We start from the raw sequence: 16,365 nt of genomic DNA on the forward strand, positions 1-16,365 counted from the left end.
CCCCCCCCCCCCCCCCCCCCCCCCCCCCCCCCCCCCCCCCCCCCCCCCCCCCCCCCCCCCCCCCCCCCCGCCCCCGCGCGCCCCCCCCCCCCCCCCGCCCCCCCCCACGGGGGGCGGGGGGGGGGGCGCCGGCCGCCCGCCGCCTGATGCCTCGTCGGGGCCATGACCGGCCACCGTTGTTTTAGCCCCCTGGCATATGCGACGGGACCGTCTGGCTCATAGGCTGTGCCAATGCCGGCGGCATAGTTCGAGGCATAGCGCATGACCCCGGAAACCAATCTTCGGTTTCCGGAAAGGATCATGCGCAAGCAAGAAAGTGTTAGAGCGTCCTTTGCGCGTCCAAGTGGACGCGCGGCGCTCTAAGGGGGACGAAGCGGCCGATGGTGGACCAACCACCTGGTGGACCAACCACCTGGTGGACCAACCACCGCCGCCCGCTTCGCAGCTAAAGGTGGAGTGCCTCCCATGTCAGTGGCTGTTGAGAAGCCGGACACGCCCTCGGACCAGCGTTCGCGGCGTTCCGGCGGGCGCGAAGCGCGTCGCGCCATGCGGGCAGCACCCCTTGCCGACGATATCAAGCCGGTACGCGCCGGCCTCGAAGGCGGAAGCTACGGGCCACTCAGTGAAAACGACCGCGAGCGCATTCACGAAGCGGTGCTGACGCTGCTTGAAACGGTCGGCTTCGCCAATGCCATCCCATCCTGCATCGAGGCGCTGACCAAGGCCGGCGCCACGCTCAGCGAGGACGGCCGCATCCGTTTTCCGCGCGCGCTCGTCCTCGACACCATCAAGAAAGCGGCGCGCCATTTCACCCTGCATGGCCAGGATCCCAAGCACGACATGCTGATCCAGGGCAAGCGCGTGCATTACGGCACGGCGGGCGCCGCGGTGCATCTGGTCGACGTCGAGAAGCGCTGTTATCGCGAGTCGCTGCTGCAGGACATCTATGACGCGGCGCGCATCGTCGAAGGGCTCGACAACATCCATTTCTTCCAGCGGCCGATGGTGCCGCGCGACATCCCTGATCCGCTCGACATGGATTTCAACACGCTTTACGCCTGCGTGATGGGCACGTCGAAGCATGTCGGCACATCCTTCACGGTGCGCGAGAACGTCAAGCCGGCGCTCGACATGCTTTACGCGATTGCCGGCGGCGAAGAGAATTTTCGCGCCCGGCCTTTCGTCTCCAATTCGAACTGTTTTGTCGTGCCGCCGATGAAGTTTGCCGAGGATGCCTGCGGCGTGCTCGAGGCCTGCGTCGAAGGCGGCATTCCGATCCTGCTGCTGTCGGCCGGCCAGGCGGGCGCCACGGCGCCGGCGGCGATCGCCGGTGCGGTGGTGCAAGCGGTGGCCGAGGTGCTCGCCGGCCTCGTCTATGTCAACGCCATCAAACCCGGGCATCCGGCGATCTTCGGCACCTGGCCGTTCGTCTCCGACCTCAGGACCGGCGCCATGTCCGGCGGCTCGGCCGAGCAAGCGGTGCTGACCGCTGCCTGCGCCCAGATGGCGCAATTCTACGACCTGCCCGGCGGTTCGGCCGCCGGCATGACGGATTCGAAACTGCCCGACATTCAGTCCGGTTACGAAAAGGGCATCACCGATGTGATGGCCGGCCTGGCCGGCCTCAACCTCGTCTACGAATCGGCCGGCATGCACGCCTCGCTGCTCGGCTTTTGCCTGGAAAGCCTGATCATCGACAACGACATGCTCGGCCATTGCCTGCGCTGCGTGCGCGGCATCGAGGTGACCGATGAGTCGCTGTCGATAGACACCATCGCCGACGTCTGCCTGAAGGGGCCGGGTCATTACCTCGGCAACGAGCAGACGCTGCGGCTGATGCAGACGGAATATTTCTATCCGGCGGTCGGCGACCGCTTTTCGCCGAAGGAATGGAACGAGAAAGGCAGGCCCGACATCCTGCAGCGAGCGATCATCGAGAAGAACCGCATCCTCGCCGAGCGCTTCCCGCGCCACGTGCCGAAGCCGGTCGACGACAAGTTGCGCGCCCGCTTCGGCAATCTGATCCAACTGCCGCGCAGCGGCATGGGCGGCTGAAGACGGTTCTCGTCAAAACGGTCAGAGACTAATCCATCCCGGCAAAATCGGGATGGGGCTCTATCTCTTTGTTTGACCATGATCTTTTCCGAAAACCGGGCTCCACTTTTCGGGATCATGGTCTAGTCGGCGCTCAACCCGTAGCGGTCGACGACCTCGCCACTGATCAGCTTGGCATGCAGCGTCATCAGTATGATTTGCGCATCGAAGCTGTCGCCGGCCTCGAGTGCCGCCTCGAGCCGGCGCTCCGCATCCAGCCTATGTCGAAGGCCGTTGGATTGCTCGAATGCGTCCGGCCCGGCAATACAATAGCCAAGCAGCTGCGCCACCGGCGGGTAGGCTTGTGGCGGCGGCTCGTCGGGCCAGTGGTCCTTCATCAGATTGACGATGGTGAGCTTTGCTCCCTCCGGCACAAGGGCGGGATGAAGGTCGACGCCGCGTAGCGCGGCGTCGAGTTGCCTGAGGTCGCCTGAACGGCCGAACATTCCAAGGAAGCCTAGGGAGGAGCGCCGTTTCGCCATGATGTTCCTATCCGAATGCCCGAAACCGCAACGAAGCGCCGTCCGCAGGCAGCCGCTAAAGCGCGTCGCATTTGAGCCGGCCGCATGCGACGCGCTTTAGGTTGTTGTTTTATGCATGTCGTTATCGCAAAACCGCTGCACACCCTCGGGTCAGGCCCGAGGGCATGCTTTTGCGCGACATGCATTAACCACTCGCTGCCAGCAACAGAACACCGGCGAGGGCCGATCCCGCAAGCGTCGGCAGCATGCCGATCTTCAGCTTCAGAATGGCGATCATGGCAGCACATGACAGCAGCGCCGCGCGCCAGTCGATCGACGAGAGCGCCGGCACGTCGGTTCCAAGCCCGACGTTGCGCACCTCGCCGAAGATGACGTGCAAGCCGAACCACAGAGCGAGATTCATGATGACGCCGACGACGGCGGCGGTGATCGCGCCCAGCGCCGCCGACAGCGCCTTGTTGTCGCGCAGGGATTCGATATAGGGCGCGCCGAGGAATATCCAGAAGAAGCAAGGCGTGAACGTCGCCCACAGGGTGAGCATCGCCCCAAGCGATCCGGCAAGCAGCGGGCTCAACGATCCGGATTGGCGGAACGCGGCCAGAAAGCCGACGAACTGCAGGACGAGTATGAGTGGACCCGGCGTGGTTTCGGCAAGCCCGAGGCCATCGACCATCTCACCGGGTGCGAGCCAGCCGAAGGACTCGACCGCTGCCTGCGCGACATAGGCAAGGACTGCGTAGGCGCCGCCGAAGGTGACGACCGCCATGACGCTGAAGAAGCCGCCGATCTGCGTCCACACGCTGGCGGATCCGGTGAACGCCCAGATCAGCAGCACCGGCCCGAGCCAGATCGGCAGCCAGATCGCGACGGTGCGCGGCGCATGCCATCGCGTCGGCCTGACGTGGGCCAGCTCGCCGCGCTCGAACATCAGGTCGACCGCGCCCTTGATGTCGGGAACCGCGTCCTTGCCGTGCGCCGCGCCGGAAAAAAGCGCCGGCGCAACACGATTGCCAATCCAGCCCGCCAGGCCGGCAAGCAGGACGATGAGCGGAAACGGCATGTTCAATGCATAGATGGCGATGAAGGCGGCGAGCGCGATCGAAACCATGACCCGGTTCTTCAGGGCACGACGTCCGATCCGGATCATCGCCTCGATCACGATGGCGAGCACGGCCGCCTTTACCCCGAAAAACAGTGCCTCGACGAGCGGAGCGTCGCCATACAGCGCATAGAGGATGCTCAAGGTGAGCATCACAAGCGCGCCCGGCGCGACGAACAGGATGCCGGCGACCAGGCCGCCGATCGTCCGGTGCAGCAGCCAGCCGATATAGATGGCGAGTTGCTGGGCTTCAGGGCCGGGCAGCAGCATGCAGTAGTTCAACGCATGCAGGAAACGTTGCTCGCCGATCCAACGCCGTTCCTCGACCAATTCCCTGTGCATGAGCGCGATCTGGCCGGCCGGCCCGCCGAAGCTGAGCAGGCCGATTTTCGCCCAGAGTTTTACGCCTTCACGGAAGCTTGGCGCAGCCGGCGCTTCGACGATCTCGGCCGTTTTTCCCAAAGCCCCCGTTTTGTCAGAAGCCCCCGTTTTGTCAGAAGCCGGGGCGCTCATGATGGCTTGCTCGCGCTTGGCCAATTGTGCGTCTCCTCGGTGGCATCGCGGCACCATCGGAAAAACGCGTCGTAGAGCAGCATGCCTGCCTCCAGCTGTTCCAGATCGTCGCGAAACATCCGCGACAGGCCAAGCGAGGCGGCCAGGAATCCGGCTGCCTGGGGAACCAAATCGAGGCGTGCGGTATCGGCGGCGCGCACGATCATGGCCAGGCGGTCGAGCGCCTCGGATTCGAGCCCGAACTCTTCGATCATCGTGTCGAAGGTGCAGCGTTCGTCCCGGTGAGTCCAGAACACATTGTCGATGTCGAAAGGCACGGCCTGAAAGCGGTCCGCAACGGCCGACACTTCGGCCGCCTCGACAAAGAGGAAGACCGCGCCCGAATCGATGAAGCGCCTGATCAGCCAGGGGCAGGCGATGCGATCGACCTTCGGGCGGCTCCGCGTCACCCACACGGTGCGGCCCCTTTCGTCGCGGGGCGGTATCTTGCCGGCATTGATCAAAGGCCCCTTGGCATCGCGCCAGGCCTCGAACCCGCCTTCGAGGGATTCGGCGGCAATGCCTTCATGCCGCAGCCATGCGGCCACGCCTTGCGAGAGCTTTTGCCCTCTTTGGCAGACGACCGTCACTCGGCTGCCGGCGAATTCGGATGCCCAGGTCGAGACGGTTTTGAAATCACGCCGGTTTGAGGCCGGCAGCAGGCGCGGATCGGCGCTGTAATCCTCTTCGATGCGAACATCGATGATCGCGGGCGCGCCCGGCAGACCAATCAGACGGGACAGTTGCGATACGGTGATAGCGGTTGTCGACGGCATGGCGTCCACCTCCTTGAGAGAGAAGCTTGGACGCGAACGTTGGGCTGACGCCTCACGGGGTCGTCGCGATGCACCCCTTGCCATGATCGTGGATTTGTCGCGCCCGCTTGTCAAGCGCCATGCCTGGAGCAAAGGATGCTCTGGCTCCGGCGGGCGGCGGAGCCAGGACATGTTTGGGAGGAAACCCATGAAAAAGACCTATCACGGCAGCTGCCATTGCGGTGCAGTGCGTTTCGAAGCCGAAATCGACCTCGCTGAGGGCATCCGCAAATGCAATTGCAGCTTCTGCTGGAAACTCGGCTACCGGAAATCCTTCGCCGCCTATGAGGCAGTGCGGGTGACGGACGGCCGCGACCGGATGCGGGAGTACAAGGCGACGCCGTCGAACTGGCCGGAAGGCGACATCAACCACTATATGTGCCCGAACTGCGGCGCGAATTTTCTCTCGCGCGGCTATCTCGATTTCATGGGCGGGAATTTCTGGGCGGTGAACGTCGCCTGCCTCGACGACGTCACCGAAGAGGAACTCGCCGCAGCCCCAATCGTCTACGAGGACGGCAAGCACGACAGGCAGGACCAGACGCCTGAGATTGTTGGCTATATTTATAGGCGCTTGGGTGCGGCTTGGCGCTCTTCCTTCTCCCCTTGTGGGAGAAGGTGGATCGGCGCGCAGCGACGAGCCGGATGAGGGGTGCTGGACGGAGTGCGTCGGTGCCAAGCTGGAGCACCCCTCATCCGTCGCCTTCGGCGACACCTCCCACAAGGGGAGAAGGCAAAAAAAGACGCGTTCAGTGATTGTCCCGCGGCACGCCTGCGGTGTGCGCCACATCCTGGTATTTCACCGCGGGCTTCAGCACCATTCCTTCGGAGAACTGGTCGACCATGCCGCGCTGGATCTCCTGCCATGGGGTCTGGTGCTTGGGGTAGCGATAGCCGCCACTGTTCTGCAGCTCGGCGCGCCGGCGCGTAATCTCGTCATCGGTGACGAGAATGTCGGCAGTGCCCTTGCGCAGGTCGATGCGGACGCGGTCGCCGGTCTTCAACAGCGCCAGCCCGCCGCCTATGGCGGCTTCGGGCGAGGCGTTGAGGATCGACGGCGAGCCCGACGTGCCTGACTGGCGGCCGTCGCCGATGCAGGCCAGCGCATGGATGCCCTTCTTGATGAGATGGGCCGGCGGCTGCATGTTGACGACTTCGGCGCCGCCGGGATAACCGATCGGGCCGGCGCCACGCATGAACAGGATGGTGTGCTCGTCGATGCCTTGCGCCGGGTTGTCGATGCGGGCGTGGTAGTCCTCTGGCCCGTCGAAGACCATGGCGTTGCCCTCGAAGGCCTCGGGGTCGTTCGGGTTCGACAGATAGCGCTCGCGGAATTCGGGCGAGATGCCGCTGGTCTTCATGATCGCCGAATCGAACAGATTACCCCTAAGATTGATGAAACCGGCATTGTCCTTCAGCGGCTCGGCGACGGTGCGGATAACATCGAGATTCTCGTTGACGGCCGCGCTGCAATTGGCGCCGATCGTCTTGCCATTGACCGTCATGGCGTCGGGATGAGGCAACAGCCCGGCCTTCATCAGTTCGGCCACCACCGCCGGCACACCGCCGGCATGGTGATAGTCCTCGCCGAGATACTCGCCCGACGGCTGCAGGTTGACAATGAGCGGTATCTGGAGGCCGACCGTCTGCCAATCGTCATTGTCGAGCGGCACGCCGAGATGGCGGGCGATGGCGTTGAGGTGGATCGGCGCGTTGGTCGAGCCGCCGATGGCCGAGTTGACGACGATGGCGTTCTCGAAGGCCTGGCGGGTCATGACGTCTGAGGGTTTCAAGTCCTCATGCACCATGTCGACGATGCGCTTTCCCGTCTCATAGGCGATCTGGCCGCGCTCGCGGTAGGGCGCCGGAATGGCGGCCGAGCCCGGCAGCTGCATGCCGAGGGCCTCGGCCAGCGAGTTCATGGTGGTGGCGGTGCCCATGGTGTTGCAATAGCCGGTGGACGGCGCCGAAGAGGCGACGATGTCCATGAACTCGTCATAGCCGATCTCGCCGGCCGACAGGCGCTGGCGCGATTCCCAGACGATGGTGCCGGAGCCGGTGCGCTTGCCCTTGTGCCAGCCGTTGAGCATCGGGCCGACCGACAGCGCGATAGCCGGAATGTTGACGGTGGCGGCGGCCATCAGCAGGGCCGGCGTCGTCTTGTCGCAGCCGATGGTGAGCACGACGCCGTCGAGCGGATAGCCGTAGAGCACCTCGACCAGGCCGAGATAGGCGAGGTTGCGGTCGAGTGCGGCGGTCGGGCGTTTGCCCGTCTCCTGGATCGGGTGGCACGGGAACTCGAAAGGGATGCCGCCCATCGAGACGATGCCCTCACGCACGCGCTTGGCCAGTTCGAGATGATGGCGGTTGCAGGGCGACAGATCCGAGCCGGTCTGGGCGATGCCGATCAGCGGCTTGCCCGACATCAGTTCGGCACGCGTCAGCCCGTAATTCAGGTAGCGCTCGAGGTAAAGCGCCGTCATCCCCGGATTGTCCGGATTGTCGAACCACTCCTGCGAGCGAAATTTCTTTTTCTGCGTGGGGGCGCCGGCCATCATGGTCTCCGTATTTGTATGACAAATCGATATGACAACGCGCGAGAGCAGGCAAGAGGCACGCGCCATCCGATTCCGGACTTTGGTGCGATAGACATGTGTTTACCCCCACGCTAGACCGGATCGGGGTTTGTCAATTCGTATCCGGGAGATTTTGATGGCTTTGGTTATCGAAGGCGAGGAACGCATCGCCGCACCCTTGCAAAAGGTGTGGGAGGCGCTGAACGACCCGGACGTTCTGAGGCAGACCATTCCGGGCTGCCAGAGCCTCGAAAAGAAGTCGGACACCGAGATGGCGGCGACCGTGGTGGTCAAGATCGGCCCGATCAAGGCGACGTTCAACGGCGAGGTGACGCTCAGGAATCTCAACCCGCCGCATTCCTACACCATCCAGGGCGAGGGCAAGGGCGGCATCGCCGGCTTCGCCAAAGGCGGTGCCGATGTGACGCTGACCGCCGATGGCCCGGAGGCGACGATTCTCAGATATGCGGCCAAGGCCGATGTCGGCGGCAAGATCGCCCAGCTCGGCAGCCGTCTGATCGAATCGACATCGAAGAAACTGGCCGGACAGTTTTTTTCGAGCTTTGGCGACAAGGTGGGCGGCTCCCCTCCCCCTTGAGGGGAGGGTGCCGCGCGAAGCGGGCGGGAGGGGTCGCCTCAACCGCCTCGACCTACAACTGGCGTTGACCAAGAAAGGTGGAGTGCGTCGCCACCGACCCCACCCGGCCCTGCGGGCCACCCTCCCCTCAAGGGGGAGGATCACTCAAACACGATGTTCGGCACGGCGGCTTCGGCCGCGCCGCGTTCTTCCTTGACCCTGCCCCAGACGTTCGCGGCGATGTCGCGGTAGATCTTGGCCTCGGCGCTGTCGGGCTTGGAGACCACCACCGGCGTGCCGGCATCCGAGCTTTCGCGGATGCCCATTTCGAGCGGCACTTCGCCGAGGAAGGAGACGCCGAGACGCTCGGCCTCGCGGCGCGCGCCGCCATGGCCGAAGATGTCGTAGCGCTTGCCGGTGTCGGGGGCGAGGAAATAGCTCATATTCTCGACGATGCCCAACACCGGCACGTCGACCTTCCTGAACATGTTGAGGCCTTTTCGCGCATCGATCAGGGCCAGATCCTGCGGCGTCGAGACGATGACGGCGCCGGCCAGCGGCACCTGCTGGGCCATGGTCAGCTGCGCGTCGCCGGTGCCGGGCGGCATGTCGACGACGAGCACGTCGAGCGGACCCCATTCGACCTCGCGCAACATTTGCGTCAATGCCGACATCACCATCGGCCCGCGCCAGATCATTGGCGTCTCCTCATCGACGAGGAAGCCCATCGACATCACCTTCAGGCCGTAATTCTCCATCGGCTTCAGGACCTTGCCGTCGACCGTCTGCGGCCGGCCATGGATGTTGAGCAGCCGCGGCATCGACGGGCCGTAGATGTCGGCGTCGAGCACGCCGACCCTCAGGCCGTTGGCGGCGAGGCCAAGCGCGATATTGACGGCAGTGGTCGACTTGCCGACGCCGCCCTTGCCGGAAGCGACAGCGATGATCGCCTCGATGCCGGGCACGCCGCGCTTGCCCTGACTGTGCGAGGCCGGAGCGTGCGGAGCCGGACGCGGCGCGGCAGCGGGTGCGGCCGGCGGTACGGGCCTGGTGGCAGGCCTTTGCGGAACCGGAGCCTCCATGCCGCCACCCTTCTTTTCCGCCGTCAGGGCGACCACGGCGCCGGCGACACCCGGGATCGCCTTGACGACACGCTCGGCGGCGGCACGCAGCGGCTCCATCTCCTGGGCCCGGGCAGCCGGCACGGTGATCGAAAAGAAAACCTTGGCATCGGCAATGAAAATCTCGGAGACCATGCCGAGGTCGACGATGTTGCCGGTGAAGTCCGGTCCGTTGACCGTCTTCAGGCGCTCGATGACGATTTCCTTGGTGACGTTTTCCTGGACGGCGGGCATCAGCTTTTCCTCTGCTTTTACGCCTGAGATAGTGCAGTTCCCGAACAGAACCAAGCGGCGGAACGACACGCACGGGCGTGGCTGCAAAGACTTGCGTCCGTTTGTCGGTCTTGCAGAGGACGAAACGTCTTTAGGGAAGAAGCACGCCGATCGCACAGGCTGCGTCGCCTGAAGACGAAGCAGCCCTATCTTTGCAGGCTTCGGACGTGCTCGCCCGCAAGCAAAGGAGACCAATCATGCTCGCAAACAGCAACGCAACGGCCAATCTCGCGGTGAAGGACCTGGCCAAGGCCAAGGCCTTCTATGAAGACGTTCTGGGGCTGACGGAGGTTCACAACGAGGGTGGCGAACTGATCGTCTACAAATGCGGCGACACCAGCATCAATGTCTATCGCTCGCAATTCGCCGGAACCAACAAGGCGACGGCGGTGACCTGGATGGTCGGCGACGAGATCGACACCATCGTCAAGGCGCTGAAATCGAAAGGCGTTGTCTTCGAGCACTACGAGATGCCGGGCCTGAAGCTGGAAGGCGACATCCATGTCGGCTACGGCATGAAGGTCGCATGGTTCAAGGATCCTGACGGCAACATTCTGAACTTGGTCGACAGCTAGGCCTGGACGGCGGCGAAGCTTCGGCCGCAATGAGGATTCGCCAGGCAAAAACAGCATGCATCTGGCGCAGCCTCACTCGGCCGGGTAGCGTCCGCTCATGATCGACAAGCTGGAATTCTTCATCGCGCTGGCCAGGGAGGAGCATTTCGGCCGGGCGGCGGAGGTGTGCGGCGTCACCCAGCCGACGCTTTCGGCCGGCATCAAGCAGCTGGAGGGCCAGCTCGGCGTGATGCTGGTTCTGCGCGGCTCGCGCTTCCAGGGGCTGACGCCGGAGGGAGAACAGGTGCTGGCGTGGGCGCGCCGCATCGTCGGCGATACCCGCACCATGCGCGAAGAGATGCGGGCGGCGCGTCACGGCCTTTCGGGGCGCATCCGCATCGCCGCCATCCCGACGGCGCTGGCCATGGTGGCGCGGCTGACGACGCCTTTTCGGGCAAAACATCCCGGCGTCACCTTCTCGGTGCTGTCGCGCACCTCGATCGAGGTGCTGTCGCTGCTCGGCAATTTCGACATCGACGCCGGCATCACCTATCTCGACAACGAGCCGCTGGGGCGGGTGACCAGCGTGCCGCTCTATGACGAGCGCTATCAGCTGATCACCGCGATCGGAAACCCCTATTCCGACCGCGACAAAGTGACATGGGCGGAGCTCAGCCAGCTGCCGCTCTGCCTGTTGACGCCGGACATGCAGAACCGCCGCATCATCGACCAGCATTTGGCCGAAGCCGGCACGCAGGTGCGGCCGACACTCGAATCCAATTCGATGATCGTGCTGTTCTCGCATATCCGTACCGGAAAATGGTCGTCGATCATGCCGCTCAACCTCTCGGAAACATTCGGCTTTTCCGAGCCGATCCGGGCCATTCCGATCGTCGAGCCGGACGCCAGCCACACCGTCGGGCTGGTGGCGACGCTGCGCGAGCCGCACACCCCGCTGGTCTCGGCGCTGCTGGACGAGGCAATGGCGCTGGCAGACGATTTCCGCGCCCGCCACTGAGCTAGAGATTGCAGGCTGGACGGCATCGATAGAAGATTTCTATCGAGCAACGGATCAGCTTTATTGATTTGGCGGGTTTCCTCCGATTTCCTAGGCACTTAGCGGATTACTACGACCAGGGAGGGCGCTGCATGATCATGCAGCCTGCAAGTACCGAGATCGCGTCGCGCACGGCGGCGATCGTTCAGGAGTTGAAGGGCCTCGAAGGCCCGCTGTTGCCGATCCTCCACGGCATCCAGGAAGAGTTTGGCCATGTGCCGCATGACGCGCTGCCGGTCATCGCCGAAGCGCTGAACATCTCCAAGGCGGAGGTGCACGGCGTCGTCACCTTCTACCACGATTACCGCAGCCGGCCGGCCGGCCGGCATGTGCTGAAGCTCTGCCAAGCCGAAGCCTGCCAATCGATGGGCTCGGACGCGATTGCCGCCAAGCTCAAGCAATTGCTGGGCATCGGCTTCCACGAGACGGCCCGCGACGGTTCGGTGACGCTAGAGCCGGTCTATTGCCTCGGCCTTTGCGCCTGCGCGCCATCGGCGATGCTGGACGGCGAGGTGATCGGCCGGCTCGATGACGAAAAACTCGACGAGATCGTAGCCGAGGTGCGCTCATGATCCCGCGCATCTATATTCCCGGCGATTCCGGCGCGCTGGCGCTCGGTGCGGAAAAAGTCGCCAAGGCGATTGAGAAGGAATTGGCCGATCGCGGCATCGAGGCCAAGATCGTGCGCAACGGTTCGCGCGGCGCCTATTTCCTCGAGCCGATGGTCGAGGTGGCGACAGAAAATGGCCGTGTCGCCTATGGGCCGGTGAAGCCATCCGATGTCAAAAGCCTGTTCGACAGCGGCTTCCTCACCGGCGGTCACCACAAGCGCTGGCTGGGCGCGCCCGACAAGATCCCGTTCCTGGCCAGGCAGACGCGCCTGACCTTCGCGCGCTGCGGCGTCATCAATCCGCTGTCGCTTGATCACTACAAGGCGCATGGCGGACTGAAGGGCCTGCAGAACGCCGTGGCGATGGCTCCGGCCGACATCGTCAAGCAGGTCACCGAGTCGGGCCTGCGGGGTCGCGGCGGTGCGGGCTTCCCGACCGGCATTAAATGGAAGACGGTGCTCGATACGATCGCCGACAAAAAGTACATCGTCTGCAATGCCGACGAGGGCGACAGCGCCACCTTCGCCGACCGCATGATCATGGAGGGCGATCCCTTCGTGCTGATCGAGGGAATGGCAATCGCCGGTGTCGCCACCGGGGCAACCAAGGGCTTTGTCTATATCCGCTCGGAGTATCCGCACGCGGTGGCGATGATGCAAAAGGCGGTCGAGGCCGCCCGCAAGGCCGGCCTGCTCGGCCTCAACGTGCTGGGCTCGCCCCACGCCTTCGACATGGAAATCCGCGTCGGCGCCGGCGCCTATGTCTGCGGCGAGGAAACCTCGCTGCTCAACAGCCTCGAAGGCAAGCGCGGCGTCGTTCGCGCCAAGCCGCCACTGCCGGCCATCCAGGGCCTGTTCGGCAAGCCGACGGTGATCAACAACGTCATCTCGCTGGCCTCGGTGCCTGTCATCATGGACAAGGGTGCTGCCTTCTACAAGGATTTCGGCATGGGCCGCTCGCGCGGCACCATTCCGATCCAGATCGCCGGCAATGTCAGATATGGCGGCCTGTTCGAGGCGGCGTTCGGCATGACGCTTGGCGAGATCGTCGACGACATCGGCGGCGGCACGGCGACTGGACGGCCGGTCAAAGCGGTGCAGGTCGGCGGCCCTCTGGGTGCCTACTTCCCACGCTCCCTGTTCGACACGCCGTTCGACTACGAAGCCTTCGCCGCCAAGGACGGGCTGATCGGCCACGCCGGCATCACCGTCTTCGACGACACCGCCGACATGCTGAAGCAGGCGCGCTTCGCCATGGAGTTCTGCGCCATCGAGAGCTGCGGCAAGTGCACGCCCTGCCGCATCGGCTCGACACGCGGCGTCGAGACGATCGACAAGATCGCCAGGGGTAGCGAGCCGGAAAAGCAGATCGAGCTGGTGACGGACCTCTGTAACACGATGAAGTTCGGTTCGCTCTGCGCGCTGGGTGGCTTCACGCCTTATCCGGTGATGAGCGCAATCAACCACTTCCGCGAAGATTTCAAGCCGGCGCCAGTCGCCGAAGCAGCAGAATAGGAACCTCGCGATGGGTCTCATTCAGGAAATCGACTACGGCACGCCGGCCTCGACGTCCGAGAAGCAGGTGACGCTGACCGTCGACGGCTTCACCGTCACCGTGCCGGAAGGCACATCCATCATGCGCGCCTCGATGGAGGCCGGCATTGCCATCCCGAAACTTTGCGCCACCGATATGGTCGACGCCTTCGGCTCCTGCCGGCTCTGCCTGGTCGAGATCGACGGCCGCAACGGCACGCCCTCCTCCTGCACGACGCCGGTGGCGCCGGGCATGGTCGTGCACACCCAGACCGGTCGGCTGAAGGACATCCGCCGCGGCGTGATGGAGCTCTACATCTCCGACCATCCGCTCGACTGCCTGACCTGTGCGGCCAATGGCGACTGCGAATTGCAGACGCAGGCCGGCGTCGTCGGCCTGCGCGACGTGCGCTACGGCTATGAGGGCGACAACCACGTCTTCAAGAAGAACGACGGCGCCGAAAACTTCAAATGGATGGCGAAGGACGAGTCCAACCCATACTTCACCTATGATCCATCGAAATGCATCGTCTGCTCGCGCTGTGTGCGCGCCTGCGAGGAGGTGCAAGGCACATTCGCGCTGACCATCGAGGGCCGCGGCTTCGAAAGCCGTGTGTCGCCCGGCATGCACCAGCTTTTCATCGACAGCGAGTGCGTGTCCTGCGGCGCCTGTGTGCAGGCCTGCCCGACGGCGACGCTTTCCGAGAAATCGGTGATCAAGATCGGCCAGCCCGAGCATTCGGTCGTCACCACCTGCGCCTATTGCGGCGTCGGCTGCTCGTTCAAGGCCGAAATGCGCGGCGACGAGTTGGTGCGCATGGTGCCCTACAAGGACGGCAAGGCGAACCGTGGCCATAGCTGCGTCAAGGGCCGTTTTGCCTACGGCTACTCGACCCACAAGGAGCGCATCCTCAATCCGATGATCCGCGAAAAGGTCACCGATCCATGGCGCGAGGTGTCGTGGGAGGAAGCGCTGACCCACACCGCCAACGAGTTCCGCCGCATCCAGTACCAGTATGGCCGCACCTCGATCGGCGGCATCACCTCGTCGCGCTGCACGAATGAGGAAACCTATCTGGTGCAGAAGCTGATCCGCCAGGGTTTCCGCAACAACAATGTCGATACCTGCGCCCGCGTCTGCCATTCGCCGACCGGCTATGGCCTTGGCCAGACTTTCGGCACCTCGGCAGGCACCCAGGATTTCGACTCGATCGAGCAGACCGATGTGGTGATGATCATCGGCGCCAATCCGACCGACGCACATCCGGTGTTTGCTTCGCGCATGAAGAAGCGGTTGCGCAAGGGCGCCAAGCTGATTGTGCTCGACCCGCGCCGCACCGACATCGTGCGCTCGGCTCATATCGAGGCGCAGCATCATCTGCCGCTGAAGCCGGGCACCAATGTCGCCGTGGTCACCGCGCTTGCCCATGTCATCGTCACCGAAGGCCTGTTCGACGAGGCCTTCATCCGCGAACGCTGCGACTGGGACGAGTTCCAGGATTGGGCGTCGTTCGTGGCGCTACCGGAAAACAGCCCTGAGGTGGTCGGCCAGCTCGCCAATGTCGATCCTGAAGAGATCCGCAGCGCCGCAAGGCTGTTTGCCGCCGGCGGCAATGGCGCGATCTATTACGGCCTCGGCGTGACCGAGCACAGCCAGGGCTCGACCACCGTCATCGCCATCGCCAATCTCGCCATGGCGACCGGCAATATCGGCCGGCCGGGCGTCGGCGTGAACCCGCTGCGCGGCCAGAACAATGTCCAGGGCTCTTGCGACATGGGCTCGTTCCCGCATGAGCTGCCCGGCTATCGCCACGTCTCCGGCGACGCGGTACGGGATATCTATGAAAGCCTGTGGGGGGTCAAACTCGACGACGAGCCCGGCCTGCGCATCCCCAACATGCTGGACGCCGCCGTCGACGGCTCGTTCAAGGGCCTCTATGTGCAGGGCGAGGACATTTTGCAGTCGGATCCCGACACCAAGCATGTCGCCGCAGGCCTTGCGGCCATGGAATGCGTGGTCGTCCACGATCTCTTCCTCAACGAGACCGCCAACTACGCGCATGTCTTCCTGCCCGGCTCGACCTTCCTCGAAAAGGACGGCACCTTCACCAATGCCGAGCGCCGCATCAACCGCGTGCGCAAGGTGATGGCGCCGCGCAACGGCTTTGCCGACTGGGAAGTGACGCAGAAGCTCGCACAGGCGATGGGGCTTGCCTGGAATTACCAGCATCCGTCCGAAATCATGGACGAGATTGCGAAGACGACGCCGAGCTTCGCCAAGGTTTCCTACGGTTATCTGGAAAGGATGGGCTCGGTGCAGTGGCCGTGCAACGAGCAGGCGCCGGAAGGCACGCCGATCATGCATATCAGCGGCTTCGTGCGCGGCAAGGGCAAGTTCATCCGCACCGAATATGTGGCGACCGACGAGAGGACGGGACCGCGCTTCCCGCTGCTGCTGACCACCGGCCGCATCCTATCGCAGTACAATGTCGGCGCGCAGACCAGGCGTACCGAAAATGTCATGTGGCACAGCGAGGACCGTCTCGAGATCCACCCGCATGACGCCGAAAACCGAGGTTTGCGCGACGGCGACTGGGTCCGCCTGACCAGCCGCTCCGGCGAGACGACGCTGCGCGCGCTGATCACCGACAAGGTGTCGCCTGGCGTGGTCTATACGACGTTCCACCACCCCGACACGCAGGCCAACGTCATCACCACCGACTTCTCCGACTGGGCGACCAACTGCCCGGAATACAAGGTGACGGCGGTGCAGGTCGGCGCGTCCAACGGGCCGTCGGGATGGCAGCTCGACTATGACGAGCAGGCCCGCAACAGCCGTCGCATCGCGACGCTGGAAGCAGCGGAGTAATCGTGCCGAGGCATTCGACCGAAAGCGCTTCAATCTTGACGGTTGGTCGACCCCCACTCCGTCGAGCTTAGCTCGAAACCAAACCCCCCATAGACCGGGGAGAGGTAAGCGCGCGAATTGCAGGCTCCCGTCCACTCCCACCGGAGGGGGGAG

13 protein-coding genes are annotated in these 16,365 nt (G+C 64.1%); 8 read left to right on the forward strand and 5 right to left on the reverse strand.

Going from position 1 to position 16,365, the window contains the following annotated elements; all coding sequences use genetic code 11:
- Positions 1-465: 465 nt before the first annotated feature.
- Complete coding sequence (locus AC0L2K_RS30960) at positions 466-2,055, forward strand: trimethylamine methyltransferase family protein (RefSeq protein WP_473533215.1); 1,590 nt, start codon at positions 466-468, stop codon at positions 2,053-2,055.
- Between the two features lie 122 nt (positions 2,056-2,177).
- On the opposite strand, the gene AC0L2K_RS30965 is transcribed toward AC0L2K_RS30960, so the two are convergent.
- The 3 genes from AC0L2K_RS30965 to AC0L2K_RS30975 all read right to left on the reverse strand — a co-directional run bounded on the left by AC0L2K_RS30965 (position 2,178) and on the right by AC0L2K_RS30975 (position 5,003).
- Complete coding sequence (locus AC0L2K_RS30965) at positions 2,178-2,576, reverse strand: hypothetical protein (protein ID WP_023802889.1); 399 nt, start codon at positions 2,574-2,576, stop codon at positions 2,178-2,180.
- Positions 2,577-2,760: 184 nt separating this feature from the next.
- Positions 2,761-4,188, reverse strand: coding sequence for a chromate efflux transporter (gene chrA, locus AC0L2K_RS30970; protein ID WP_473533232.1), 1,428 nt, complete (start codon positions 4,186-4,188; stop codon positions 2,761-2,763).
- The gene (locus AC0L2K_RS30975) at positions 4,185-5,003 is read right to left on the reverse strand and encodes a chromate resistance protein ChrB domain-containing protein (RefSeq protein ID WP_287174115.1); all 819 of its coding nucleotides are present in this window, start codon (positions 5,001-5,003) and stop codon (positions 4,185-4,187) included. The genes chrA and AC0L2K_RS30975 overlap by 4 nt, the downstream gene beginning before the upstream one ends.
- A 187-nt stretch (positions 5,004-5,190) precedes the next feature.
- Between AC0L2K_RS30975 and AC0L2K_RS30980 the strand changes: the two genes are divergently transcribed.
- On the forward strand, positions 5,191-5,691 hold the full coding sequence (locus AC0L2K_RS30980; RefSeq protein ID WP_473533216.1) for a GFA family protein: 501 nt from the start codon (positions 5,191-5,193) through the stop codon (positions 5,689-5,691).
- A 100-nt stretch (positions 5,692-5,791) separates the two neighbouring features.
- On the opposite strand, the gene AC0L2K_RS30985 is transcribed toward AC0L2K_RS30980, so the two are convergent.
- Complete coding sequence (locus tag AC0L2K_RS30985; protein WP_287239187.1) at positions 5,792-7,597, reverse strand: IlvD/Edd family dehydratase; 1,806 nt, start codon at positions 7,595-7,597, stop codon at positions 5,792-5,794.
- Positions 7,598-7,754: 157 nt separating this feature from the next.
- Between AC0L2K_RS30985 and AC0L2K_RS30990 the strand changes: the two genes are divergently transcribed.
- Positions 7,755-8,216: an SRPBCC family protein gene (locus AC0L2K_RS30990; protein ID WP_023802884.1), complete on the forward strand. Its 462-nt coding sequence runs from the start codon at positions 7,755-7,757 to the stop codon at positions 8,214-8,216.
- A gap of 140 nt (positions 8,217-8,356) precedes the next feature.
- Here the strand turns inward: AC0L2K_RS30990 and AC0L2K_RS30995 are convergent, their stop codons facing one another.
- A complete protein-coding gene (locus AC0L2K_RS30995; RefSeq protein ID WP_128168292.1) occupies positions 8,357-9,550 on the reverse strand; it encodes an Mrp/NBP35 family ATP-binding protein in 1,194 nt (397 codons plus the stop codon).
- 236 nt (positions 9,551-9,786) lie between these two features.
- On the opposite strand from AC0L2K_RS30995, the gene AC0L2K_RS31000 reads away from it, so the two are divergent.
- From AC0L2K_RS31000 to fdhF, 5 genes are all read left to right on the forward strand, one after another.
- A complete protein-coding gene (locus AC0L2K_RS31000; protein WP_023802882.1) occupies positions 9,787-10,164 on the forward strand; it encodes a VOC family protein in 378 nt (125 codons plus the stop codon).
- Positions 10,165-10,261: 97 nt separating this feature from the next.
- Entirely contained in the window at positions 10,262-11,161 is a 900-nt protein-coding gene (locus AC0L2K_RS31005) for a LysR family transcriptional regulator (protein ID WP_027151624.1), read from the forward strand.
- Positions 11,162-11,292: 131 nt separating this feature from the next.
- Complete coding sequence (locus tag AC0L2K_RS31010; RefSeq protein ID WP_077377054.1) at positions 11,293-11,772, forward strand: formate dehydrogenase subunit gamma; 480 nt, start codon at positions 11,293-11,295, stop codon at positions 11,770-11,772.
- Positions 11,769-13,325 (forward strand): formate dehydrogenase beta subunit, encoded by a 1,557-nt coding sequence (locus tag AC0L2K_RS31015; protein WP_023802879.1) that lies wholly within the window; start codon positions 11,769-11,771, stop codon positions 13,323-13,325. The genes AC0L2K_RS31010 and AC0L2K_RS31015 overlap by 4 nt, the downstream gene beginning before the upstream one ends.
- Positions 13,326-13,335: 10 nt before the next feature.
- Positions 13,336-16,212 (forward strand): formate dehydrogenase subunit alpha, encoded by a 2,877-nt coding sequence (gene fdhF, locus AC0L2K_RS31020; RefSeq protein ID WP_473533217.1) that lies wholly within the window; start codon positions 13,336-13,338, stop codon positions 16,210-16,212.
- Positions 16,213-16,365 lie beyond the last annotated feature (153 nt).

It is taken from the genome of Mesorhizobium sp. WSM4817, from assembly GCF_055811135.1.